Source organism: Chryseobacterium soli, assembly GCF_000737705.1.
GTDB lineage: Bacteria > Bacteroidota > Bacteroidia > Flavobacteriales > Weeksellaceae > Chryseobacterium > Chryseobacterium soli.
This window is the reverse complement of the sequence record NZ_JPRH01000007.1, coordinates 95058-119469: the sequence shown is the minus strand read 5'-3', so window position 1 is coordinate 119469 and position 24412 is coordinate 95058. Positions and strand designations below refer to the sequence as shown.

Genomic DNA, 24412 nt, shown 5'->3' with positions numbered 1-24412 from the left:
CATGAAGAATACATTTTTTATCATAGTATCGCTGTTTTTATTAACGTCTTGTGAAAAAGAAATCGACCTGGATCTTGCCGACAAAAGCGGAAACATCGTTATCGAAGGAAATATCACCGACCAGCCCGGACCTTATTATGTGAAAATAACAAAATCCGTAGCTTTCACCCAAAACAATCAGTATCCTGCGGTTACAGGTGCACAAGTTATTTTAAGTGATAACACCGGACAAACTGAAACCTTGCAGTATGTAGGCGACGGAAAATACAGAACGTCAACTTTCACAGCGGTTACCGGAAGAACCTATACCCTGAAAGTTCAGGCAGAAGGAAAACAATATACAGCCCAGAGTACAATGCCTGCAGCAGTAAATTTCGACGGGCTTACGCAGGATTCTTTTGTTTTCGGTGGGGTAACGACCTATACCCTTTTACCTGTTTTTACGGATCCTGCAGCATTAGGAAACCGCTATCTTTTTAATTTTACGGTTAATAATAAACCTAAAAAGACCTTTGAAGTATTTTCGGATAATGTCAATAACGGACTAGTTAATCAACGTCCGCTTTTCCTTCCTAATGATGATAGCAGCGATGCTGATGCAGTTAAAGTAGTCCCTGGAGATACTATCCACGTTGAAATGCAGTGTATCGACAACAATATTTTCACCTTTTACAGTGCACTACTTCAGATTACCGGAGATAATGGCGGCGGCGTTACGCCTTCCAATCCTCCAAGTAATGTAAGCAATGGGGCTTTGGGTTATTTTTCGGCCCATACAACGAGTACGAAAAATTTTGTGATTCAATAAGTTATACACTTACAACTTATACAAAATAACAGGCTATTCCTAATGATCGGGAATAGCCTGTTTCTATTGAAATGAAACGTGATTTTATTTTTTTAATCCGAACAATACATCATCATTTTTATTGGCCGGACTCGAGGACTTTTAACAATTCTGTCTGCTGGATCACCTCATTTTTACTGCTGATAAGATTATAATTAGCTTGAAGCCAGCCGTTCCGTACCACAAAAAAGGTGTAGGCATCCATCAGCCCCTCTTTATATTTTTCTTCAGATTTCTGGAAAGACAGTTTTTGATTTTCGAAATTGGCATCCAGCAGGGCATATTTTTCCTGAGCATTCAAAAACTGGGCTTTAATGGCATTGAGATTCTGGGTAAGGTTATTGATAATTAATTCTTTATCATATCCCGAATAGATGGTGTTTAGTTTTGCAATTTCACTATTGGTTTTCACCTGTAACTTATTGAAAACCGGAATACTGAGACCAAAAGAAAGCAACTGATTTTTGTTCTGACTAAACTGATCCGAGAAACTGATCGCAGGAACATCATTTTGTCCCAGCACTTTATTATAGAAACTCGACCAGCTGTAACTTCCGTTTAAGGTTGGCAGGTACCCTGCTCTTGCAATATCTTCTCTCTTTTTCTGGGCATTGATCTCCGCCATCACCGATTGATAAGCCGGATTTTTTTCCAGCAGTTTTCGGGTAAAATCAGGATCCTGAAATTCATTTTCGGAAAAAACTTCTTCATCCGCCATCACAAAGTCCAGAGAATCCTGAGTAACCGCCAACGAATTGAGAAGATTAATTTTTGACAGATCACGCTGATTTTTTGCGGATACCCACTGTTCCTGCAAAGTACCAAGATTCGCTTTGATGTCATACACATCACTTTTAGGACGGTTGCCGATTTCCACTTCTTTTTCAGTACGTCTGATCTGTTCTTCAATCCCTGAAATCTGGGTTTCCAGTACATTCAGCCAGCTTTTGCTGTTCTGGTAAGTAAAAAACATTTGAATGACGTTCAATTTCACTTCATTCTGCGCCTGTTTAAGCTTATAGGTACTGGTTTCTTTGTTAAGTTTAGACAGGGAAATATTCAGGAAATTTTTCCAGTTGAAAAGTTCCCAGTCTGCTCTTGCGTATAACTGGTCATATTGCGTATTCAGGGTTTCTCTTTGGTTACTCGACTGGTTGATGGAAGAGCCAAAGCTGTTCGTATGATTGACACCTGCTTCTACAGAAGGCAGCAGCATTCCTTTTGAGCCAACGACCAGCCTTTCGTTCTTGGCAACGGTAACCGTAGCCTGCTTAATCAACGGATGATGAGTCGTGGCATAATCGAGACACTGTTGCAGGTTCCATGATTGCTGTGCCGGAAAAAGGCCAACAAAAAATATGAAAATGAAATTTTTCATGAGTACGTTCTGGTTTGAATAGATAGTAAAAGTAATAGGATGATGAATCCGGTTACTCATATTTCAGATAGGTGACAAGATTAACTTTGGTCGCTTTATAGGCTTTGATGCTTACCACAGCAAACGTCAGTACAAGCAGCACACAGAAACTGACGATAAACGGCCAGACCGGCATCTCAATTCGATAGGCAAAATCTTTCAGCCACTCATTCATCAGGTAATAGCAGATCGGAATACTGATGAACACGGCTATCACAGTAATCCATAAGAACTGGCGGGTAAGCCCGAATATCAAAGTCTGATCCGAAGCTCCTAATGCTTTCCTGATCGCCACATCTTTCAGTTTCTGCTCGATCATTAAGGAAGAAAGTGCAAAAAGCCCCAGTAAAGCTACCATAAGCACCATGGCATTCAGAATGGTAAATAGAGTCTGCTGTTTTTGGTACTCTTCAAAAGTTTTGGCAAACTCCTTATTGATGAAGTAATACGTAAAAGGATAGCCAGGTTCTGCTGTGGTTCCCCAGAATTTTTTAATCCTGTTTACGGTTCCATCAATATCATTTGCTTTTAATTTAACCTGAATATTATATACATACAATCTCTTCCAATCTGTTTCTTTATAATGAAAAAATATTACAGGGTCAACCTTATATTTTAAACTTTTAAGGTTGAAATCCTTAACAATTCCCACTATTTTATATTTTTTATTATCAAATCCCGGTTGAAAATTATTTTGAAATGCCTGTTCATCTGTCCAGCCAAATTTTTTAACAAATGCTTCGTTTACAATGGCACTATTGATGGTGTCGGAAGCCAGCGCAGGATCCAGCCACCGCCCTTTTAATAATTTCACCCCCATAAACTGAAGATAATTATAATCCATTGAGCCATGTTTAGCATTAATACTCTGTTGCTGATAATCCATATTTGAATCGCTCGATCTGCCGCTTCCTGCTACTGCTTCTCCAAAAGAAATGTCTTCTACCCCATCAATCTTTGAAAGTTCAGTTTTCAGCCTTTCATATTTCAGCCATGGTTTTGGACTGTTTTCGTTAAAATTGATCATCATGATCTGCTTTCCGTTGAATCCTAAATCTTTATTCATCATGTATTTTACCTGGCTGTGGACAATCAGTCCTCCGATGATAAAAAATGAAGAAATAACAAGCTGTAGCGTAAGGATTCCATTTCTCAGCCATACACCATGTTTGCTTCTTGAGAAATTCCCTTTCAGTGTTTCAATCGCTTTGAAACTCGAAAGATAAAAGGCAGGAATCAATCCGGACAATAAGGTAACTACCATAACCATCGCCAGTGAATAGGCAAAAATATGCCAGTCATTCAGCCGTATCTCTTTATTAAAAAACTTGTTGAAAGAAGGAAGCAGAAGCTCAGTCAGTGCCAGTGCCAGAATATAGGACAGCAGGCAGATCATGAACGTTTCCAGAAAGAACTGCATCATCAACGAAAGTCTTGTTCCTCCAATGGCTTTCCTTACACCTACTTCTTTGGCCCTCTGTGATGCTTCAGCTGTCTTCAGATTGATAAAATTGATGGCAGATAGAATAACAATCAGAACAGATAACGTAAATAAGATCATAATGATTTTGAAATCTCCCGTACCAAACCATGATGCTTTTGCATGGAGCTTAAGACCTTCCAGAGGGGTAAGCAATACATCGTCAGGACCATACAAATCCATATATTTCTGTGCTGTCATTCCTGATCCTTTAGCCCCGAGCGCTGCTTTTAATTGTAAGATGTCTCTTTTAAATTTCTTTTGGAAAACCACAGGATCAACTCCCTTTTTAAGCATAAAGAAAGCTCCAAAGCTATAAGTTCCCCATTGATCATTAGGATCTTTCAGCTGTCCGGCAGCTGACATAATAAATTCCGGTTTAATCTGACTGTTTCCTTCCGGGATTTCATACACTGCAGTCACAATATAATTTTTATTATCAAATTTTATTGATTCTCCGGCAGCATTGGTTGTTCCAAATAATTTTTTAGCCGTTTGTTTAGAAACAGCAATGGAAGTCTCTGTTTTCAGAGCACCTTTTGCTGACCCTGAAATAATAGTAAAAGGGAAAAAATTAAAGAAGTTTTCCGATACAGTAATACCATCCTGTTGAAAAGCAGTAGTGTATTTTGTAGCCATCTTATATCCGCCTCCCACATTAGTGAAAAGAAGATAATCTTCCATTTCAGGAATCCTTTTTAAGGCATTAAAAGCTATAGGATAGGATATCCCTCCTCCATATGCTTTATCTTTTTTATAATAAGCCTGATAGGTATAGATCTGGTCTTTTTTGGGATTCCATTTTTCATAGGATTCCTCGTCATTCCAATGCATCAGGATCAGCATAAATCCTGTAAGTCCTATCGTAAGTCCAAAGAGATTAATGAGGGTGGACAACGCATTTTTTTTATAATTGATCAAAGCAATTTTGAGCCAGTTTTTGAGCATACTTGTAGTGTTGTAATGAGTGATATTTGACCTTAATCGTTCTTGATGGATTCGAATTCTTTAGCATCTGCTTTTGCAAAGACATCTTTTCTCTGGGAAGCATGCTCTTCGTTAAAAATTTCGCCGTCTTTCATATTGATAATCCGGGATGCAAATCCTGCATCGTAGGAAGAGTGCGTCACCATCACAATCGTAGATCCTTCCCGATGAAGTTCTGCGAGAAGGTTCATCACTTCATTTCCGTTGGAGCTGTCAAGATTTCCGGTCGGCTCATCGGCAAGGATAAGTCTGGGTTTCGTTACCAAAGCTCTTGCTACGGCTGCCCTTTGCTGCTGTCCACCTGAAAGCTGCTGAGGATAATGCCTGGCACGGTGGGCAATATTTATCTTTTCCATAATTTCTTCCACCTTTCTTTTTCTTTCGGAGGAAGAAATTCCGTTATAAATCAAAGGCAGTTCAATGTTTTCATATACGGTAAGCTCATCAATCAGGTTGAAATTCTGGAAAATAAAGCCTATATTTTTTTTACGGACGTCGGATTTTTTTCTTTCACTCAGTCCTATCATTTCAGCTCCTTCAAACTGGTAAGAACCGGCAGAAGCTGAGTCGAGAAGCCCGAGGACACTTAAAAAAGTAGATTTCCCGCAACCGGAAGGTCCCATTATGGCCAGAAATTCGCCTTCTGTAATATTGAGATTCACTTCGTTTAAGGCATGGGTCTGTACATCTTCTGCTTTATAAATTTTTGAAAGATTATGGATATTGATCATTGTAATGTATGTTTAAGGGTAATGTTTAATAATATTGAGGATGGCTTTTTATGACCGGTGGTTATCGAGGTCTAAAATATTCATCTTTTTACTTTTTAATGGTAAGGATTTCATATTTTTTCAGATCTGAATAATCTGAAGTAATTACGGTTTCTCCAGCCTTTAGCCCTGATATCACTTCATAATACAGTGGATTTTCTCTTCCTAGGCTGATGGTTCTTTTTTCAGCCTGATTTCCTTTGACGACAAATATCCATCTTCCGTTAGTGTCTTTGGAGAAACTCCCTTTAGGAATCATCATGCTTTGGGTATCGGCTGAAAGTTTTAATTTCACTCCGAAAGTCATTCCTATTTTCAGGTTTTCAGGTTTTCTTTCGGTAAAGGTAAGCTCTACTGAAAACTGTCCGTCTTTTACTTCCGGCAGAATTTTCGTAATCATCACTTCGTCAGATTTACTGTTATTATCAAGCGTTCCTTTGATCCCGGTATGAAGTTTATTGATGTAGTATTCATCCACTTTCGCTACAAGTTTGTATCCGTCCATCAGGTCGATTTTCCCGATGCTCAATCCGCCCGTCAGGTTCTCTCCGAGTGAAATATTGAATGATGAAAGCCTTCCGGAAGCCGGTGCCGTGATAAGGAAATTATTTTTGTTGGAACGTAAAATCTGAAGACTTTTCTCCATCTGTCCTATGGATGTATTAACCGCAGACATCTGGGCATTCCTGGAGTTTTTCTCCGTTGAAAACCCTTTTTCTATAATCGATTTTCTTTGTTTCTGGTACGTAAGGTTCTGCATACTGATATCGTAATCTGTTTTTTTACCAATCTCGGCATCGTAAAGACGTTTCTGAAGATTAAAGTTCTGCAATGCCGTATTATAATCATTCTGGGCTTGCAGCAACTCCTTATCCTGAGTAAATTCCTGATTCTTCATTTCAAGAAGCGTACTCCGCATCTGGCTGATCTGCTGCATAATCCCAGTTTCCTGGTTCATATAATTGAACTCAGTATTGGGATTGTAGACCCTGGCAATAGGCTGACCTTTCGTCAGCATAGCTCCATCCTCGGCGAAAATTTCCTTCACTACTCCACCTTCCAGTACATTCACCAGTGAAGAATTAAGAGACTGCGTCTGTGCTGTAACCATAAGCATATCTTCAAATTTTCCATAGGTTACCTGGTCTGTCCGGATATCTTCTGCGGAAACATTGTACGTTTTTTTCTGTCTTATAAAATACAGGCTGCAAACCGGTATAATGACTACAACTGCCAATCCGATTAAAACAAATTTTAATTTCGATTTCTTTTTTACTATTTTCGTATCCATATTGAAGATAACTCATTTTGTTACAATGAATTACACAATGCAAGTGCCAGAAAATTATAAACCCGTAAGTCTCTGACAATCTGCAATACTTGTATAAGCAACAGAAAGCTTACTGTTCATTATCGGACACTTTTTGTCCGGAAGTGAACACTTTAATGAAAAAAGAATTAGTTTTAATACAGTCAATACAAAACATGCGTAAAAAAGAAGCCCACATTCTGATTGTGGATGACGAAGAAGATATTCTATTCTCTGCAAGAGTCTGGCTTAAAAAGTTTTTTTCAGAAGTGAGCTGTCTCAGCAAGCCTGCCCAGATTCTGAAATTCATGACTGAAAACCAGGTAGATGCTGTCGTTCTGGACATGAACTTCAGAAAAGGTTTTGAAAGCGGACAGGACGGTCTTTACTGGATGAATGAGATTAAAACCCTCGACCCCAACCTTCCTATTATCCTGATGACGGCTTATGGTGAAGTGGAACTGGCTGTAGAAGCGTTAAAAAACGGTGCTTCAGATTTCATTCTAAAGCCCTGGAACAATGAAAAACTCTATGCTTCGGTAAACCTTGCTGTAGATATTTCAAGAAAAAACAGAAAGCTCAGCCAATGGGTGAATGTGAACCAGAAAAGTAACCAATACCAGCTGGAGACTTATTCTTCAAAAATGAAGGAAGTACTTGAACAACTCAGAAAGGTAGCCCCTACAGAAGCCAATGTTCTGCTGCTGGGAGAAAACGGAACCGGAAAATATGTACTGGCAGAATCCATTCACGAACAATCGGAACGAAAGAATCAGCCTTTTGTTCATATTGATCTGGGGAGCATTTCCGAAGGGCTTTTTGAATCTGAACTGTTTGGATATAAAAAAGGAGCTTTTACGGATGCCCATCAGGATTATGCCGGAAAAATTGAAAATGCCCAAAACGGAACGGTATTTCTCGATGAAATCGGAAACCTGCCGGTTCATCTGCAGACGAAACTTTTAAGTTTAATTCAAAACAGAAAATTATCCAGGTTAGGAGAATCGAAAGAGCGTTTATTGGATGTCCGTTTTATTTTTGCGACTAATGAAAACCTTAAAAAAGCAGTTGCTGAGAACCGTTTCCGGCAGGATCTCTATTACAGGATCAATACAGTGGAAATTCAGATTCCGGCTTTAAGGGAAAGACCGGAGGATATTGGTTTGTTAGCCCATTATTTCCTGGATCGCTACAAGCAAAAATACCACCAACCGAATCTCGAACTCACGGATGATTTACTGCTGACCTTGGAAAATTATCCCTGGCCGGGAAATATCCGCGAACTGGATCACTGCCTGGAAAGAAGTGTTATTTTATCTAATGATAATCATCTCCAGCTGCTAATGCCAAAGCATGAGGAATATGAAAATACCATCGTCAACCTCAACATTGAGGAAATGGAAGAAGTTCTGATCAAAAAAGCGTTAAAAAAGCATATGGGGAATATTTCTTCAGCTGCAGAAGACCTGGGACTTTCGCGGGCTGCATTGTACAGGAGAATGGAGAAGTTTGGGTTGTAGGATAATAAGGAGCCAAGATTTTAGATTTTAGACTTTAGACTTCAGATGTCAGATGTCAGACTGTTGGTTAAGGAAAGTATTGTTACATTGTTACATTGTTACATTGTTACATTTAAAAAATATATAGAAATTTATGAATAAAAACGGGTATCTGTGGGTGATTTACAACCTTCTTGCCATTACTAGTGGTATTGCAGCATATCATTTCTTTTTAGAAGGAAAATGGTTTAATACCTTGCTTTTTGTAGGGCTTATAGTCGTTTTTGTGACTATGGTTTATTTTTCGCTTACTTCACAGGCTTCCAAAGCAGAAAAAATCATTCTTTCCATCAGGAGAAAAGATTTTTCGTTATTTCCCACGGAGGAAGGTAATGAGCTTGTGGACAACAGTATCCGTTTATATTACCAGAGCAAAGAGGAGCAGCTTTCCCTATCTTCCTATAAACTCCTGTATGAAAGTATCCTCGATCATATGGAAACAGGGTTGATGATTCTTTCTGCACAGTATGAAAAGTGGAATGTATTTTATGTGAACGGGGCTTTTCTCGAAATTTTACAGATTCCCAAGTACAACAGCTGGGAGTTATATGCCTCAAAAGTTCCGGAGTTTTATAAGATTATTGAGGATACGGGCTATAACAGTTCTCAGGATTTTTTTGATATTTCTATCCACGGAAATTCCAAACAGTCTTTTTCATTAAGGACAAAACAGGTAAAAAATACGCAACATCATTTCTATATTATCACCTTAGAATCCGTACAGAAAATTATCGAACAGAAAGAAAAAATGGCCTGGAACAACCTAATGAAAGTGATTTCGCATGAACTTCTGAATACACTAACCCCAGTCAACAGCCTGATCCAGAACCTGGAGTACATCAGCAACCAAGAAAGCATTGATAAAGAGGACCAACAGGAGATGAAAGACAGCCTGATGATCATCAATTCCAAATCCAAACAGCTTTTGAATTTTGTGGATGATTACCGCCAGGTAGCCGAACTTCCAAAACCTATCCTGGCTCCTGTATCGCTTAAAAATGTGATAGATTCTGCTGCCAGTATTTTAAAATCTACACTTACACAACACAATATTCGGATGATGATGGATATTGAAGATTTCAGGGTTTCTGCAGACGAAAAAATGATAGAGCGCAGTCTTATTAATCTTTATCTGAATGCTATCTTTGCCGTTTCCGAAAAGGAGCATAAGGTTATCAAAACCAGTGTAAGATCTCACAATAACAGGATTGTAGTAAGCATTACAGATAACGGGACCGGTATTACAACTGAAATTAAGGACAAAATATTCCTTCCTTTTTTTACTACGAGAGCAGGAGGCTCCGGAATTGGGTTAACGCTGACTAAAAGTATTATGGAAGCGCATGGCGGATACCTTAACTATCAGGCACTGGAAGAAGGAAGTGCTTTTGAATTATGGTTTTTGAAATAAGCAATCCCAATGATTATCAATACTTTACAAAAGATCATTCGTAACTAGTTGAAAGAAGTTCTATCGTATATTGGAAATCGCAAAGGCGCAAAGCTATATTTTCTAATGTTTTAGTGTTAAGGCGCGAGAAAATCAAAGATTTTCAGCAAAATGGTATGCAAAATTTGCAGGTATGTACAATTAATCTCTGATACAACTTTACCTTTTAAAACTAGTTTCAACAAAAATCTACGATCCTGCTGACATACTGTTGTCACAGCTCTGCTCTACTTTTGTATCAATATTTACATGATCAATTCCAAACCGTATGAAACTAACTTCATTAAGAATTATTACAAAAGACATCCAACAATCTGTTGCATTTTATGAAAAAGCAATTGGATTAACGGCTCAATGGTATACCGAAGATTTTGCAGAGCTTTCTGCCAACTCTATCACCTTAGCCATTGGAAGTACCTGTACTATGAAAATGTTCGGGGAAAATCTGACAGCATCAACTGGTAGTAAAAACAGTATTATAGAATTTCTAGTCGCCAATGTTGATGATGAATATGAAAGGATTAAAGAGATCACAACCGACATCATTCAGCAGCCGACTACTATGCCGTGGGGCAACCGATCGCTTCTTTTTTGTGATCCGGATGGAAATTTAATTAACTTTTTCACTCCTGTAAGTTCCGATGCGATTAAAAAATTTAACTAGCATTTTAGCCTCTTGAAAATTCCGTCTCAGAACTGAGGCGGAATTTTTATTTTTTAAAAGAGACAATTGCTAGGAGTTAGTGTTATATGAGTTTTTTATCAAAAATGAAAAGATAATCAATATGTTTCCTTTTATTTCTTAACATTCCCCCTCATAGAATCATATAAGATCAGCTTATTCCTGGCAGCTTTATAAAAATATACGGGATACATCGTATCATCTATCACAAGATCTTTGAATGTAAACGTATCCAAATTTCTTTGTTTATATTCTTTAATAAAGTTCTTCCCTATCTTATTTTCATCAATAATATAAGTTGGTTTTAAATTTTTGTCTGAATAAATCCCATATGAACTATTTTCCCGTTTCACTCCTCTTGACTCTAAAGTAACAGATAGCAATGTATCTTTTTCATTCTTATCTATGATTACTTCAAAAACATATTTTGCGTCTTTCGGATTAATAAATATTCTTTTTTTCTTTATTTCATCATCAGAAGGAATAGGATTTTTTTTCTGATAATCAAGAAGTACAATATATAAATTATCATTTAATCCTGATTCGTTTTTATGTTTTTTCTGGCAGTTGAAAAGGAATACCCCCCCTATCAGTAATATCATTTTTTTCATTTTTTAGTATTTAATTATGCATACTGATTCTTTTCACATAAATGATCCGTTATTTAAACATGTGAATCCTCTACCGATTAAAGGTTATTCAATTTAAACACTGAGTTTCTTCAATGCTTCCATCGCCCTTCCCCCATCCTCTTTCGCTACAAAAATATGATCATGAAAGTAGGCAGCTACGACATTACAGCTGATGTTTTCGTGCTTCAGTGCATTGGCAAAAGCGGCTGTTAATCCTACAGCTTCCAGTGAAGAATGTACATTGAGGGTAAGCCAGGATGAAATATAATTGTATTTTAAATTCCATTCATCAGCAATAGATTTCTCCAAAACCACTGTAACAGCTTCTTTTTCTCGAAAGAAAAACAACAGCTTTTCCATATCTGGAATTTGGCTTACGTTTTCCACGGTAGAGAAAACATAGTCACCATCATTCAATACAGGTTCCATGTTTTGCAACAGTACGGTAAGATTTTTTTCTCCTGACATTTTTTTCCTAAAAGTAAAGATTATGGTTCAGGATTTATTTATCAATTGATAAAAAATACAGTTTTTGAATTAAAATATTCCAAAACATAAAAATGCATCGCTATTTTATCGTACTTTTTCAATTCATCCATTTTGAGTATTTTCGTTTCTTTGAAATCGTATTTTGAACCCTACTTCCGGAATATTTTATCATTAATTACCCATGAAAATCCATTTGAAAAAATTTAACGAAATTCAAAATCTTTTACAATTAAAATTGGGTGCAAAAGTAAAAGTTGAAGAAGAAAACGGAAGCACATTTCTATCTATAAAAGATTCTAATTTATGGCTTTCAGTAGATCATTCAGAATTTACCGTTGGATTTGGGCTAAATCACACCCATTTTAGTGAAGAATATGGAAATTTACAAAACGGAATCAGGCAGGTTTTTGATTTGCTGACCAGTGAAGTGAGGGTAACCAAATATATAAAAGGGGAAACGGTTTATAAAGCAATCACTGAAATTAAAACGTCTGATTCCAACATAGAAAACTTAGGAATAACAGGTATTTTGATATATCCTTTTTGGAAGAAAACCAGAATTGAAACTTCGTATTTTGAAAGAATAATTAATAGGGATGACCTTATCCCTGAAATAGATCTGATTTTAAGATAATAAGCTTAAACCTACTATTCTTGAGATCCCTTGTGAAAAAAATATAAAGATTTGCTAAAATAATCTTCAAAAACTTAAAGGATAATCAATGATTTATCCTTTAAGTTTACTGTTCAATACTTTTACTGATATTGTTCAATCTTAGCCTTAGGTCTGTACTTTTTATCCAGCTCACGAACAAGTTCTATTGTCGTTGCAGAGAGAACATAGGCATTTTTGTCTTTTTTCGATGCTTTATCGTACAGGTAGATAAACTTGAAAGGATCTTCAATATGCTTGATCAGTTCTTTTTTATAACCTCCTTTTTCGATGATATTAGACATATAATATCCCGGAACGTGCCCGCTGGTGTTCCAATTATTAATGAGTTTATTCATCTTTAACTTAGACCGGTCTAAAGGTTTTACAGATAATAAAGAATCAATATTTTTAAGCACCTTTGCTCCGTCTGTAATGAATTCTGCAGCAGTTTCCCGCTGAAATGGCAATAGCTTTACCGCGTCTTTGCCCATATATCTTTTATCTGTTAAATCAGCACTTCCTTCATTCAGTATTTTCTGAAGTAAGTTTACAATAACAGCATCCTGATCTTCCGCTTCAAATACAAGCTGAGGCCTCAAAAAATGATGAAATTCGTGACCTCCCATTGCACCCATCTTATTGGTATCTTGAAAATAGGCCGCGATAAGGGTGAATATCATCCAGTCATTCTTAATGTGAGCATCATTATGTATCGGAATGATGGTCACTTTGTGTTCAGGAACTGTTTTGTGGTTTTGCTTGGGAAGCATCTGATAGGTATATTGATAGCACGTTTCAAAATAGTGCTTAGGATCTTTCTTGATATCGGTGAGATAAGCCTTCATCTGGTCTTCATTCACCTTATATTCATTCACAATATAGATCCACCAGTTTTTTAGAGGCTCTTTCAGTCTTTCCTGTAATGCCACACTGTTTTTTGGCATATAGACTATTTCCATGCTCTTTCTGTAATTTTCTATATAAGCACTGTCGACTCCCTGATCATTCAGATATACTTGTATTGCTTCATTTTTTAAAAAGGTATTCCAGGTTTTTTTGTCAAGAGGTTTATTATTTTTTAAGTCTGCCGTAATTTTAAAATATTCCCAGCAGGAAGTATCATCAAAAGTTTGAGAATACATCGTCTGAGAAGATAAGAAAGCAAACAAAATGAATATAAATTGTTTAATCATTGATTTATTTTTTAATGAAATGTTATGTAGTTAAAGTATAATAAAACACACTGAGACTGTAAGTATGTTATCTGAAATCCAGCATCTGACATCTAAAATCTATTACAATCTTTTTAAAACTCTAGCAGCATTCGTATTGTTGGGATTTATGTCCAGTACTTTTTGATAATTCTGTTTCGCTTTTTCCTTTTCTCCAGCTTCCAGATACGCTTCCCCCAAACTGTCAAATACATTTTCACTGTTAGGATATAGCAGGGTATTTACACGAAATATGTCAATTGCTTTTGTAAGTTCTTTCTGTTGAAGTAAAGCGTAACCTACTCCATTCAGATAGTTTTCAGAAAGGAGATGATGATAAGTATCTTTCGTTTTAGCTCTACGGTATGCCTCTGATCCTTTCTCAAAATGGCCTTCCAAAATCATTTCTAAAGGAGTTTTTTCATTATCCGTCATCAGCGAATTTGATGAGCGTATCGTTTTATCGCCCAGAACCTGTACCAATTCTTTTTTTCCTGTTTTTTTATTTTTTTCAAATTTCACGGTATAGTCCCAATCACGAAGAGTAAACGTATTATCCCCTACTTTAATCAATTCTGCAGGAGCTTCTACATTATTCACTGCCATCAGTTTTCCTTTTTCACGGTAAATTTTGTAAAAACCATAGGTATCAGATTGGTAGCGCCCAATGTTGTTGGTAAAATCCTGCTGGGTTACCGACATCACTTTATAAACGGGAGGCACAAAATTCGGCCATTCATAAACCGTTGCCACAGAACGGATCAGCTCTTCAATAAACATAGGCTTATTGGTATTGGTTAAAATCACCATTCCATCACCGTTAGTTTTATTTCCGATGAATTTGCCGGAAAAACCTTCATTATCACCTCCATGGCTGAAATAGACCTCTCCGCTTCTATTTTCGATGAAAATACCTAATCCCATGAATGGATCAATGAAAGGAGTGGTAAATTCTTCTGCTATTTTTTTTGAAATAATGGTATGGCTTTTATCGTTCAGCGTATTTTGAAGATCAATAACAAACTTTGCATAATCTTCAGCGGTCGTCCACAATCCTGCGGGTGCCATCTCAGGATAGGTGTGGTATTTCCCCTGAACTTTAGACCCATTTGCTGAATAGGCGGTAGCAGCCCATTGAGACAGCGCTTCCGGCAAAGGCTGGGTGTAGGTGCTGTTTTTCATATCCAGCGGCACAAGCACTTTTTCTTTCATAATCGTGGCAAAATCTTTCCCCTCAATATCTATGAGCATTTGCTGCATGACGCAATATCCGCCGCCACCGTATCGGTAAGGACTTCCGGGTGCTTTATCCACTGTAATACCAGGAGAATTGGCCGGACTTTGGCCGTTCAGTACCTGAAGCAACGTAGGAACAGGTTGGCCAGCTTCATATCCTAAAAATCCACTCACGGTAAGACCCGCCGTGTGGCTTACAATATTTTTAAGGGTAACTTTCTTTTCTTTGGTGAATTCATTTTCAGGAACTTTCCAGGATTTCAAATAGGTATTTACATCAGCATCAGGATTTATTTTTCCCATTTCCACTTCCTTTAATGCGGCGTAGGCACTTACCGGTTTGCTCATGGATGCAGCCTGAAAAAGGGTTTTTGAATTAACAGGAATCTTAGTATCCTCATCGGCTACCCCATATGTTTTGCTCCAGATTACTTTAGAATCTTTAATAACGGCGATGCTCACTCCGGGAATATGATAATATTTCATCCGTGATTCAATCGTCCAGACCGGATCGCCTTCAAAGCGTACGGCAGGCATTAATCCGGATTCTACTTTAGAAATTTCGTTTTTTAATGAAGACTCATTCTGTGCAGAAACCTGTTGTATCATTATTCCGAAAACGAGCGTAACATAAAAAGAAGTTTTAGCCTTCATTGTATTTCATGGTTTGTTGGGCTAAAAGTAGATAAGTTTTATGGATATATCTGTATGCAATTTAACAATTAGTAATGAATTAATAATATGAGTGTTATGTACTCAAAAATGGAACATTTTCAATAACTATAAGAGAAAAAGTTCACTTTACAAGGATAATTAACACAACTTTAACTTCTATTGTAAGGTAATTCAGCATTTATATCAATACATAAAACCATACTTTTGTAATCTAATAAAAGAATGAAAAAGATGGGGTTATTTGATATGTTTACCCAAGAGATCGCAATGGATCTTGGAACCGCTAATACACTAATTATACATAATAATAAGATCGTTATCGATCAACCCTCTATCGTCGCTATTGACCGTACTACAGGAAAACCCATTGCAGTTGGTGAACAAGCCAAGCTTATGCAGGGGAAAACCCATGAAAATATTAAGACCATACGTCCGCTAAAAGATGGAGTGATTGCAGACTTTCATGCTTCTGAGCATATGATTAAGGAATTTATTAAACAGATTCCAGGTATCAGAGGTCGGTTTATACAGCCTGCACTCAGAATTGTGATCTGTATTCCTTCCGGAATTACCGAAGTTGAAAAAAGAGCTGTAAAAGATTCTGCACTGAAGGTAAATGCCAAGGAGGTAAAACTGATCTATGAACCGATGGCTGCTGCAATTGGAGCAGGAATTGACGTTCAGAATCCTGAAGGAAATATGATTATTGATATAGGGGGCGGAACAACTGAAATTGCAGTAATAGCACTTGGAGGAATTGTTTGTGATAAATCTCTGAAAATAGCAGGAGATGTATTTACCAACGATATTGCTTATTTTTTAAGATCGAATTACAATCTGTATGTTGGGGAAAGAACCGCCGAAAGAATAAAAATAGAGATCGGTTCGGCACTGGAAGAACTGGATTATCCTTTGGAAGATATTCCTGTACAGGGAAGAGACCTGATTACGGGTAAGCCAAAAGAAATCATGGTGAATTATAAAGAAATCTTCAAAGCGCTGGACAAATCTATCATGAGAATTGAAGACGCCGTTTTGGAAACCCTTTCTCTTACTCCACCGGAACTTGCCGCAGATATCTATAAAACCGGGATCTATCTTGCAGGAGGAGGTGCCCTGCTTAATGGTTTAGCCGATAGAATACACAGAAAAACAGGACTGCCTGTATGTGTAGCCGAAGATCCTTTAAGAGCAGTAGTCCGTGGAACGGGTATTGCCCTTAAAAATATCAATAAGTTCAGGTTTTTGATGAGCAGTTAAAACTCGTATCATTAAACAGTACTAAAAATCATCATTTCATCGGATATACCCTATCCGATGAGATGTTGTGGATACTTATATCATCTGTTTTCAAACCTCAAAAAACACCATTATTTTTGCCGATAAGAAGTGTTTAAAAAACCCTTTTATGCCGGCTCATTGAGGGATATTAATTATCTTTGTATACTTTTTTAATCCATTATGAATTCTCCAGATTATATCCTTCCTGAACAGCTATTGAGTATACTTTTCAGGTCACCCAATGCCACAGCGGTATATACTGGTGATGACATTACCATTATCAGTGCCAATGAAGCTATGCTCAAATTTTGGGGGAAAGATCGTAACGTTATTGGTGAACATTTCATTAACGCTCTTCCAGAACTTTCAGGACAACCCTTTCTTGATATTTTAAAAGAAGTATGGAGATCCGGGGAAACATATATTGCCAAAGATTATCCTGCCATTATTGAAATTGATGGCGAGCTTCAGCACTTTTATTTTGATTTTGAGTACAAAGCAATATGTAATGACAATGATAAAACGGCTTATATCCTGCATACCGCTTCTGAAGTATCAGAAAGGATGGAAGCCAGAAAAATGGTCAAAGAGAAATCAAAAGCAGAACAACAACTCACTCAGGATCTTGTAGATCTGAACGAAGAATATATCGTAACCAACGAAGAGCTTTTACACATCAATGCCAAACTTGAGGCCGTCAATAAAGAACTCGTTTATTTTAAAAACCAACTGCAGGAAGTCAATGATACCCTGGTTCAAAGTGAAAATCGTTTCAGATCGCTTGTAGAGCACTCCCCTGTTGCCATGGCATCGCTTAAGGGAGAAGATTTTACAGTAGATGTAGTGAATGGTACTATATTGGAAATCTGGGGTAAAGACCGTTCTGTAGTAGGCCTTCCTCTGCGTATAGCGCTTCCTGAATTGGAAAAACAGCCTTTTTTGGGGATCCTCAAAGAGGTTTATGAAACTGGCAAGGAATTCTACGGACAGGAACTTAAAGTACAGCTGATGGTAGACGAAAATCTCACTGAGCGTTATATCAATTTTGTGTATAAGCCCATCTCCGGCACAGATGGAAAAACGACTACCATTCTCGTGGTAGCCTCTGATGTTACCGATCAGATTAATGCCCGGGAATCCGTTCGTGAAATCAATACCCGTCTGGAAATTGCAATGGATGCAAGCAGCCTGGGATCTACCGAAGTAAATCTTGCAACAGGCATCATGCTGAGCACCGATCAGTTCAAGCGTAACTATGGTTTTTCTCCGGAAGAAAATTTCACATATGCCGACCTGTTTGAAGCCATATTCCCAGAACACAGAGAAAGAGTCAGAGGATTGGTGCAGGAAGCGATCAAGGTAAATGGTATTTATAAAACCGAATACCCAATTAAATGGAGGGACGGCTCTTTGCATTGGATAGAGGCCCACGGACGTCCTAGGTATGACGAAAACGGAAATGCTGACCGGATGGTTGGGATGACGGCTAATATCACAGAAAAAAAGCTTTTTGAACAGCGTAAAGATGACTTTTTAAGCATTGCCAGCCATGAACTGAAAACTCCGATCACTTCGCTTAAAGCATCGCTTCAATTGCTGGACAGGATGAAAAACAAACCTTTTTCAGAAACCCATATCAGGCTCATTGAACAATCTGGAAAGAGTGTAGAAAAAATAGTTGTCCTTGTCGATGACCTTTTAAATATGAGCAGACTGAGTGAAGATCAGCTGAAGCTTGAAAAAACAACGTTTAACCTTCATGATATGCTTTCTATGAGCTGCAACCATGTCAGAATGGAAGGCAAATATGATCTTATCATCCAGGGAGATCAGCATCTGGAACTGTATGCCGATGAACACAGAATTGACCAGGTGGTGATCAACTTCGTGAATAACGCTGTAAAATATGCGCCCCATTCTCAACAGATCCATATCACAACAGAATTGCTGGATGGTTATGTGAAAGTGTCTGTCCGGGATTTTGGAAACGGAATCGATGCCAAGGTACTTCCCAATCTTTTTGACCGTTATTTCCGGGTAGATCATTCAGGGAAATCCTATTCAGGGCTTGGTTTAGGGCTGTATATCTGTTCAGAGATTATCCGAAAGCATGGAGGCCAGATTGGTGCTGAAAGTGTAATTGGCGAAGGAAGTACATTCTGGTTCACGATTCCTGTTTAATAATGTTCTCTATGTGGAAGAAGGCGGTAACCAACAATCTTTTCAAAACCTTATCGGCATTGCAATGCCCGGTCTACTTCATAGAAGGAAACGGCGATCAGCAAAAATCCCATTATCTTGTTGAAGATTATTATAAGTTGTTAAAAGCACCGAAAAAAGATCTTTTTTGGTTTGAAAAATCAGGACATACTGTTTTTAACAGCGAACCGGATAAACTCCAGCAGGTCATCATTGAAAAAATACTTCCTGAGACTTTTCAATAACTCTTTCAATATTCAATAATAAAGAAATTCACTATTGCGGTATTGGCGGCGGAATAAGTCTTTGGGTTTTGGTCGATAATGTTCCAAGAAATGCCTCTAACTGTCTCATTTCTTCATCTGTCAGTTCCAAAAGCCTTACAATCTCAGATTTATGAGAGGTCAGCGTAATTCCGTCATGAACCGTCGAGCGATATGGAGAGGGTTCTGGATTTCCTTTATTATACAATTGTATCACCTCAGCAAGCGAAACCATAGATCCGTTATGCATCCAGGGTCCTGTTTTCGTCACTTCTCTTAAACTAGGAACCCGGAATTTCCCGGCGTCTTCAGGATTTTTTGTTACAAGATATCTTCCCAAATCTTCCTGTGGTGAGCCTAATAAAGAAGTTCCTATATTCTCAAAACGGCTGTCGGAAAAATATCCGGAATTATGACAGCTGATACAATTGGCCTTGGTACGGAAGATATGAAGTCCCATTACCTCATCATCAGAATAACGATCTATTTTACCATCTATAAATTCATCAAATTTAGTCGGCGGGCTTTTAACCGTTCGTTCAAAAGTAGCAATAGCCTGGGCAATTCTCTCTTTGGTCACGGTTTTACTGCCAAAAGCTTTCTCAAATAAACTTTCATATCCTTTGATCTTGGCAATTTTTCCGGCAGCTATTTCAATGTGACCATTCATTTCCCGCTGATCCTGGATCGGCATATGAGACTGTTCTTCCAGCGAGCCGGCACGCCCATCCCAGAATAATGATGTGGCATAGGCAGCATTAAGAATCGTCATTGAATTTCTTGTTCCCAACTGTCTGTCATGACCATAAGACAAAGCTCTGTTATCGGTCCAGCCCAGTTCGGGATCATGGCATGAGGCACAGGCAATCTGATTGGAACCTGAAAGTCGCGGATCAAAGAAAAGGGTTTTTCCTAATAATGCTTTCTCACTGGAATATGGATTATCTGCCGGAAACTGAACTTCCGGCAAATGTCCTATCTCTGAAAAATAAGGTTTTGCTTCCGGATCAACCAATGGTTTAGGCCATTTTGAAGTATCTCCTGAAGCATATAATTTTCTGAGTTCGGCGATAAAAGAAGCTTTTTGGGTAATATCTTTCTGAACCTTACTGCTGAAACAGTTGTTCAGAAGGAATACCATAATCAATACAACCAAAACCCAGCTTAATATATTCTTCATTTGAGCTTCGCAAAAAAGGAGTTATTGTTAAAATTAAATTTTAACAAAGAAAAGCATTTTAAAGCATAATTACTGGTGTAAGAATATACAATTTACACCAGACTTTATGGCCTCATTATTCTGCTGTTATTCTGAATATAACGAAGGAAATGAATAATCTAATCTATGAAAGAGGTTTCTCCTTCGCCAGAAGGACAATCCATGTACATAATCTTATTGATTGTTTAATCAGCTATTCTTACTTATACTTCACTCCAATACCCATAAAAAAATTCCTCCGTTTTAAGAGGAATTTATCTTACTGCATCTCTGCAAGGATGTTTTTAAGCTGTCTGATGTATTTTCCAAAATAGTACGTAAAAGTATACTTGCTCACCACATAATGGAGTCCGAAAATTCCGGCATAGATCAGGACCCGTAATGGAAAAACAATATTTTTCAACGTTTCAAGACCCGGAACTAAATCCAACCTGTTATTTCTGATCAACCCTTCAATTCCTATGATCAACAGAGCAAAAATTACCCGGTTGACAATAAGATAGATCCGATTGGTGCTGATGAGTTTTTTTATTTTATTTTGAATATCATCTTTCACGGAGCCATTCATTTCTTCCAAATCAGTTATTAATTTTAGATTAAAATAATAATACAGGGTTGTCAAAGGCAGGATCACTAAGCCCATCCAAATCAAAATATGATGTTGAGCATCCGGCATTTTAACGGCTACAATCACTAAGAAAGCGAATAAAATCGGTAACATTTTAATTTGCTTCTGTACTTTTTTCTTCAGGCCGGCTAAGGGAGATTTCATTTCTTTTTTCGTGGCAGAAATGATGTCGAACTGATCCCGGTTTACATCTACGGAAATGGTATTCCAGCTATTTTTCAAGGTATCTAATTCCATATTATTTGTTGTTGGTAAGGGTTCTTAATTTGTCTTTAATTCTGTTCATTTTTACTCGAAGAGTAGCATTGCTGATTCCTAAAATTTCTTCCATCGCATCATAAGATTTATCTTCCAGATACAGGATCACGATGGATTTTTCAACATCATTAAGCTGTTGGATAGCGGTATGTAATTGCTGATGCTGCTCTTCTTTGAGCCCAATATCTTCTTCATACGGCATTTGGATATTGTACAGTTCTACTTCGCTGGTTTGTATAGCCCGTTTTTTCCGGGTAAAACTTGCCAGGGCTGTATTAATGGCAATCCGGTAGAGCCAGGTACTGAATTTTGCTTCGCCTCTGAATTTGGGATACGACTTCCACAACTGTATGATAATATCCTGATATAAATCCTGAATATCATTGGGATCATTTTTATACATCCGGCAGACTTTATAGATTACAAGTTTGTATTCTTTGAGTCTGGCTTCAAATTCTAGTTCTAGATCTGTCTTTTTCAAAAGATATTGATTTGGCTATTTGTTTCCCATTCCGAAAAAATGTTACAGGATTGGAAAAATTAATGAAATAATTATTCATGAAATTAAAACTTCGGAATCTTTCACCTCAATTTCAAAGCAACAAAAAAACCTTTACTTAATTGCTAAAGGTTTTATATATTCCGAAAATTTCCAATCAGTAATTTTTCTGATTATTCTGAATCAAGATATTTTTTAAGGTCTGATATACTTTTGATATGGAGTTCCTCAGCCTGTTTTTTACGCATCATCAGAGCATAGGAATTATTAAATCCCAGTGGCTGCAGCCATTGAATCCCGTACTGTTTCTGAAATTCTTCACTGACGTACTGATAGGTTTTTTCAGGACTTTGAGTAACGGTATGAATGGTTTGTTCTGTGGGTTTCAACAAGACTAATAACCCTGTCCCGGTATATTCGGGATAGAAATCTATGCCGTCGTTCAGTAAAGCATCGAAACAGATTTTCGTACCTCCCAGTCCTGTTTTGGTTTCTACTTTATAGTCTGTATAGCCTTCAATCAGCATCTTATAAATTTCTGTGAGAATATATTGCTCGCCAAAAATCTTTGATCCGATCCGTATCGTTCCGGCATTTCCCTGACGGGATATTTTGTATAGTTTGGTCTTCAGTAAGAAGTCTTTGGCTATTTTTTCAGGAGTCTGATGAAGATAATCGGCTCTGTAATTGAGATCTGTCATCACAGTATCGCTGAACTGACCTGCTAGCAGGTTCAGTGTTTTTTCAAGATCAGGAAATTTCTGTAATGTTTTCGTTTTAATGATTGGAGCTGCAAAATAGGGAGGAAAGATTTTTTTATCATCTTCCAACACATATAGGTCAAAGGCTTTGATTCTTCCATCCGTAGAATATCCGCTGATGAGATCCAGCTTATTTTCATAGGCTGCTTTGTACATTACGGCATCATTCACAACCTTGGGATGGGCATTGAGTCCATATACAGACCGTAATCCCAGATCACCATCCTGTCTGCCCATAAATTCAGGGGTAAATCCGGCTTTAAGCTTATCTTCCGAGCGTGTTGTCAGCCAATACGCTGCTCCTACGATTACAAGAACCAATGGCACGATATACCACAGTTTACGGAATTTCTGATATCCTGACCGTTGCAATAATGCAATCATCTGATCTAATATAATCGCAAGTAATGCTGCGGGAATGGCCCCTGCAAGGATCATATTCGTATTATTAAGAGAAATTCCTCCAAAAATAAATTCTCCTAATCCGCCTGCGGCTACAAAAGAGGCTAAGGTTGCTACCCCGACATTGATGACTGCCGCCGTTCTTATGCCGGCAATAATGACGGGCATTGCCAAAGGGAGCTCTACTTTTAAAAGCATCTGCTTTTTGTTCATTCCCATTGCTTTTGCCGCTTCAATCACGGCAGGATCTACTCCTTTTATTCCTGTGTAGGTATTCCGGATGATGGGAAGAAGCGCATAAATCAATAATGCAGCAATGGCAGGTGCAGCACCGATTCCTAAAACCGGTATCATAAAACCCAGCAGCGCAATGCTTGGAATGGTCTGCAAAACACCGGCTATTCCAAGGACAGAACTGGATATTTTTTGTTTTCTTGCAATGAGGATTCCTAAAGGCAACCCGACCACAACCGCCAGCAATAAGGATAAAAAAGTAAGCCCAAGATGTTGAATAATCTGAGTTCCTAATTTTTCCTGCTGTTCAGCAATAAAGGTCCAAAAGCTTTGATTTGTCATGCTACCTGTAATTTTCTGTACTCACTGAATGCTTTGGTCAAAGTATCATACCATTCTATATTGTTGTGGTCCGCACTCAGCTTTTGTAAAGCGGCCCAGACACTTGTATCCTTAGTGAATTTATAGGTATCATACAATTGTTGCCCATTGATAAGAAAAGGATGCAGATCCTGTAAAGCAGCCACCTTATATTCAAGTAAAAGCCGGCTTTCCTCAAAAAATTCTTTTACAAAATCATTTTTGGAATGATAAAGCATTTCTTTTGGAGTGCCGATCTGTACAATTTTCCCTTTATCCATCAGGCATATTTTATGACCGAGCTCAAAGGCTTCCTGCACATCGTGGGTAACGAGTACAATGGTTTTGTTTTTAAGTTCTTCCAGGGATTTGAATTCTGAATGAATTTCAGCTTTCGTAATATTATCTAACGCTCCAAAGGGTTCATCCATCAACAGAACGGGGGTATTGGCAATTAATGCCCTTGCAATGCCTACGCGTTGTTGCTGTCCTCCGCTCAATTCATGAGGAAATCTGTTGAGAAGATCACCGGAAAGATGCAGTTTATCCATCAGTTCTTCCGTTCTTCTCCGGATATCTTTTTGATTCCATTTTAATAATTCCGGAACCACGCTGATATTCCTTCCAATGGTATAATGAGGAAACAGCCCTGAGTTTTGCATCACAAAACCGATGCTCATGCGAAGGTCTTCTATCTTTCTATTACGAATATTTTCACCATCAATCAAAATAGTCCCTGAATCTGATTCTATCAGACGATTGATCATTTTAAGGGTTGTTGTTTTCCCACAGCCACTGGTACCCAGCAATACCATTATTTCCTTATCATTGGCCTGAAAGGAAATGGTATCTACGGCAGCTCTTCCACCAAAATATTTAGAAATGGATTCTACTGTAATCATAAGCTGA

The 24412-nt window shown here is 37.9% G+C and carries 21 protein-coding genes; 8 read left to right on the top strand and 13 right to left on the bottom strand.

The window, feature by feature from the left end:
• Position 1 precedes the first annotated feature (1 nt).
• Positions 2 to 808, top strand: coding sequence for a DUF4249 domain-containing protein (locus tag IW15_RS15965; protein ID WP_034713361.1), 807 nt, complete (start codon positions 2 to 4; stop codon positions 806 to 808).
• A 118-nt stretch (positions 809 to 926) separates the two neighbouring features.
• Here IW15_RS15965 and IW15_RS15960 read toward each other — a convergent pair whose 3' ends face one another.
• The 4 genes from IW15_RS15960 to IW15_RS15945 all read right to left on the bottom strand — a co-directional run bounded on the left by IW15_RS15960 (position 927) and on the right by IW15_RS15945 (position 6792).
• Positions 927 to 2225 (bottom strand): TolC family protein, encoded by a 1299-nt coding sequence (locus IW15_RS15960; RefSeq protein WP_034713544.1) that lies wholly within the window; start codon positions 2223 to 2225, stop codon positions 927 to 929.
• A gap of 52 nt (positions 2226 to 2277) precedes the next feature.
• Positions 2278 to 4692 carry an ABC transporter permease gene (locus IW15_RS15955; RefSeq protein WP_034713359.1) on the bottom strand — a complete coding sequence of 805 codons (2415 nt, stop codon included), beginning with the start codon at positions 4690 to 4692 and terminating at the stop codon, positions 2278 to 2280.
• Positions 4693 to 4724: 32 nt separating this feature from the next.
• Positions 4725 to 5462 carry an ABC transporter ATP-binding protein gene (locus IW15_RS15950; protein WP_034713358.1) on the bottom strand — a complete coding sequence of 246 codons (738 nt, stop codon included), beginning with the start codon at positions 5460 to 5462 and terminating at the stop codon, positions 4725 to 4727.
• A gap of 88 nt (positions 5463 to 5550) precedes the next feature.
• Entirely contained in the window at positions 5551 to 6792 is a 1242-nt protein-coding gene (locus tag IW15_RS15945) for an efflux RND transporter periplasmic adaptor subunit (protein ID WP_034713355.1), read from the bottom strand.
• Positions 6793 to 6986: 194 nt separating this feature from the next.
• Here IW15_RS15945 and IW15_RS15940 point away from each other — a divergent pair, with 194 nt between their 5' ends.
• The 3 genes from IW15_RS15940 to IW15_RS15930 all read left to right on the top strand — a co-directional run bounded on the left by IW15_RS15940 (position 6987) and on the right by IW15_RS15930 (position 10483).
• Positions 6987 to 8330, top strand: coding sequence for a sigma-54-dependent transcriptional regulator (locus IW15_RS15940; protein ID WP_034713541.1), 1344 nt, complete (start codon positions 6987 to 6989; stop codon positions 8328 to 8330).
• Positions 8331 to 8463: 133 nt separating this feature from the next.
• Positions 8464 to 9780: a sensor histidine kinase gene (locus tag IW15_RS15935; RefSeq protein WP_034713352.1), complete on the top strand. Its 1317-nt coding sequence runs from the start codon at positions 8464 to 8466 to the stop codon at positions 9778 to 9780.
• A 307-nt stretch (positions 9781 to 10087) separates the two neighbouring features.
• Positions 10088 to 10483: a VOC family protein gene (locus tag IW15_RS15930; protein WP_034713349.1), complete on the top strand. Its 396-nt coding sequence runs from the start codon at positions 10088 to 10090 to the stop codon at positions 10481 to 10483.
• 131 nt (positions 10484 to 10614) lie between these two features.
• Here the strand turns inward: IW15_RS15930 and IW15_RS15925 are convergent, their stop codons facing one another.
• Positions 10615 to 11112 carry a hypothetical protein gene (locus IW15_RS15925; protein WP_034713346.1) on the bottom strand — a complete coding sequence of 166 codons (498 nt, stop codon included), beginning with the start codon at positions 11110 to 11112 and terminating at the stop codon, positions 10615 to 10617.
• A gap of 93 nt (positions 11113 to 11205) precedes the next feature.
• Positions 11206 to 11601, bottom strand: a complete 396-nt coding sequence (locus IW15_RS15920) for an ACT domain-containing protein (RefSeq protein WP_034713344.1) — start codon at positions 11599 to 11601, stop codon at positions 11206 to 11208.
• A gap of 202 nt (positions 11602 to 11803) precedes the next feature.
• Here IW15_RS15920 and IW15_RS15915 point away from each other — a divergent pair, with 202 nt between their 5' ends.
• Positions 11804 to 12256 carry a hypothetical protein gene (locus IW15_RS15915; RefSeq protein ID WP_034713341.1) on the top strand — a complete coding sequence of 151 codons (453 nt, stop codon included), beginning with the start codon at positions 11804 to 11806 and terminating at the stop codon, positions 12254 to 12256.
• A 122-nt stretch (positions 12257 to 12378) separates the two neighbouring features.
• Here IW15_RS15915 and IW15_RS15910 read toward each other — a convergent pair whose 3' ends face one another.
• The gene (locus IW15_RS15910) at positions 12379 to 13470 is read right to left on the bottom strand and encodes a DUF5700 domain-containing putative Zn-dependent protease (protein ID WP_131368580.1); all 1092 of its coding nucleotides are present in this window, start codon (positions 13468 to 13470) and stop codon (positions 12379 to 12381) included.
• A 102-nt stretch (positions 13471 to 13572) separates the two neighbouring features.
• Positions 13573 to 15378 carry a serine hydrolase gene (locus IW15_RS22115; RefSeq protein WP_051882094.1) on the bottom strand — a complete coding sequence of 602 codons (1806 nt, stop codon included), beginning with the start codon at positions 15376 to 15378 and terminating at the stop codon, positions 13573 to 13575.
• Positions 15379 to 15630: 252 nt separating this feature from the next.
• On the opposite strand from IW15_RS22115, the gene IW15_RS15900 reads away from it, so the two are divergent.
• The 3 genes from IW15_RS15900 to IW15_RS15890 all read left to right on the top strand — a co-directional run bounded on the left by IW15_RS15900 (position 15631) and on the right by IW15_RS15890 (position 19124).
• On the top strand, positions 15631 to 16659 hold the full coding sequence (locus tag IW15_RS15900; RefSeq protein ID WP_034713537.1) for a rod shape-determining protein: 1029 nt from the start codon (positions 15631 to 15633) through the stop codon (positions 16657 to 16659).
• Between the two features lie 201 nt (positions 16660 to 16860).
• The gene (locus IW15_RS22110; RefSeq protein WP_051882092.1) at positions 16861 to 18861 is read left to right on the top strand and encodes an ATP-binding protein; all 2001 of its coding nucleotides are present in this window, start codon (positions 16861 to 16863) and stop codon (positions 18859 to 18861) included.
• 11 nt (positions 18862 to 18872) lie between these two features.
• Positions 18873 to 19124: an alpha/beta hydrolase gene (locus tag IW15_RS15890; protein WP_185097426.1), complete on the top strand. Its 252-nt coding sequence runs from the start codon at positions 18873 to 18875 to the stop codon at positions 19122 to 19124.
• A gap of 31 nt (positions 19125 to 19155) precedes the next feature.
• On the opposite strand, the gene IW15_RS15885 is transcribed toward IW15_RS15890, so the two are convergent.
• The 5 genes from IW15_RS15885 to IW15_RS15860 all read right to left on the bottom strand — a co-directional run bounded on the left by IW15_RS15885 (position 19156) and on the right by IW15_RS15860 (position 24405).
• Entirely contained in the window at positions 19156 to 20322 is a 1167-nt protein-coding gene (locus IW15_RS15885) for a cytochrome-c peroxidase (protein ID WP_034713333.1), read from the bottom strand.
• Positions 20323 to 20620: 298 nt separating this feature from the next.
• Entirely contained in the window at positions 20621 to 21226 is a 606-nt protein-coding gene (locus tag IW15_RS15880; protein ID WP_034713327.1) for a hypothetical protein, read from the bottom strand.
• 1 nt (position 21227) lies between these two features.
• Positions 21228 to 21728, bottom strand: coding sequence for an RNA polymerase sigma factor (locus tag IW15_RS15875; protein WP_034713324.1), 501 nt, complete (start codon positions 21726 to 21728; stop codon positions 21228 to 21230).
• A gap of 191 nt (positions 21729 to 21919) precedes the next feature.
• Positions 21920 to 23485 carry an ABC transporter permease/substrate-binding protein gene (locus IW15_RS15865; protein WP_034713320.1) on the bottom strand — a complete coding sequence of 522 codons (1566 nt, stop codon included), beginning with the start codon at positions 23483 to 23485 and terminating at the stop codon, positions 21920 to 21922.
• Complete coding sequence (locus IW15_RS15860; protein ID WP_034713318.1) at positions 23482 to 24405, bottom strand: ABC transporter ATP-binding protein; 924 nt, start codon at positions 24403 to 24405, stop codon at positions 23482 to 23484. Before IW15_RS15860 ends, IW15_RS15865 begins: the two co-directional genes overlap by 4 nt.
• Positions 24406 to 24412: the final 7 nt, after the last annotated feature.

Excerpts from the sequence above, each read along its gene's own strand:
- IW15_RS15955 (WP_034713359.1), bottom strand. The coding sequence starts at position 4,692 with ATGCTCAAAAACTGGCTCAAAATTGCTTTGATCAATTATAAAAAAAAT.
- IW15_RS22110 (WP_051882092.1), top strand. The coding sequence starts at position 16,861 with ATGAATTCTCCAGATTATATCCTTCCTGAACAGCTATTGAGTATACTT.
- IW15_RS15925 (WP_034713346.1), bottom strand. The coding sequence starts at position 11,112 with ATGAAAAAAATGATATTACTGATAGGGGGGGTATTCCTTTTCAACTGC.
- IW15_RS15945 (WP_034713355.1), bottom strand. The coding sequence starts at position 6,792 with ATGGATACGAAAATAGTAAAAAAGAAATCGAAATTAAAATTTGTTTTA.
- IW15_RS15865 (WP_034713320.1), bottom strand. The coding sequence starts at position 23,485 with ATGACAAATCAAAGCTTTTGGACCTTTATTGCTGAACAGCAGGAAAAA.
- IW15_RS15860 (WP_034713318.1), bottom strand. The coding sequence starts at position 24,405 with ATGATTACAGTAGAATCCATTTCTAAATATTTTGGTGGAAGAGCTGCC.
- IW15_RS15950 (WP_034713358.1), bottom strand. The coding sequence starts at position 5,462 with ATGATCAATATCCATAATCTTTCAAAAATTTATAAAGCAGAAGATGTA.
- IW15_RS15960 (WP_034713544.1), bottom strand. The coding sequence starts at position 2,225 with ATGAAAAATTTCATTTTCATATTTTTTGTTGGCCTTTTTCCGGCACAG.
- IW15_RS15935 (WP_034713352.1), top strand. The coding sequence starts at position 8,464 with ATGAATAAAAACGGGTATCTGTGGGTGATTTACAACCTTCTTGCCATT.
- IW15_RS15965 (WP_034713361.1), top strand. The coding sequence starts at position 2 with ATGAAGAATACATTTTTTATCATAGTATCGCTGTTTTTATTAACGTCT.
- IW15_RS15910 (WP_131368580.1), bottom strand. The coding sequence starts at position 13,470 with ATGATTAAACAATTTATATTCATTTTGTTTGCTTTCTTATCTTCTCAG.
- IW15_RS15915 (WP_034713341.1), top strand. The coding sequence starts at position 11,804 with ATGAAAATCCATTTGAAAAAATTTAACGAAATTCAAAATCTTTTACAA.
- IW15_RS15940 (WP_034713541.1), top strand. The coding sequence starts at position 6,987 with ATGCGTAAAAAAGAAGCCCACATTCTGATTGTGGATGACGAAGAAGAT.
- IW15_RS15900 (WP_034713537.1), top strand. The coding sequence starts at position 15,631 with ATGGGGTTATTTGATATGTTTACCCAAGAGATCGCAATGGATCTTGGA.
- IW15_RS15890 (WP_185097426.1), top strand. The coding sequence starts at position 18,873 with ATGTGGAAGAAGGCGGTAACCAACAATCTTTTCAAAACCTTATCGGCA.
- IW15_RS15920 (WP_034713344.1), bottom strand. The coding sequence starts at position 11,601 with ATGTCAGGAGAAAAAAATCTTACCGTACTGTTGCAAAACATGGAACCT.
- IW15_RS22115 (WP_051882094.1), bottom strand. The coding sequence starts at position 15,378 with ATGAAGGCTAAAACTTCTTTTTATGTTACGCTCGTTTTCGGAATAATG.
- IW15_RS15880 (WP_034713327.1), bottom strand. The coding sequence starts at position 21,226 with ATGGAATTAGATACCTTGAAAAATAGCTGGAATACCATTTCCGTAGAT.
- IW15_RS15885 (WP_034713333.1), bottom strand. The coding sequence starts at position 20,322 with ATGAAGAATATATTAAGCTGGGTTTTGGTTGTATTGATTATGGTATTC.
- IW15_RS15930 (WP_034713349.1), top strand. The coding sequence starts at position 10,088 with ATGAAACTAACTTCATTAAGAATTATTACAAAAGACATCCAACAATCT.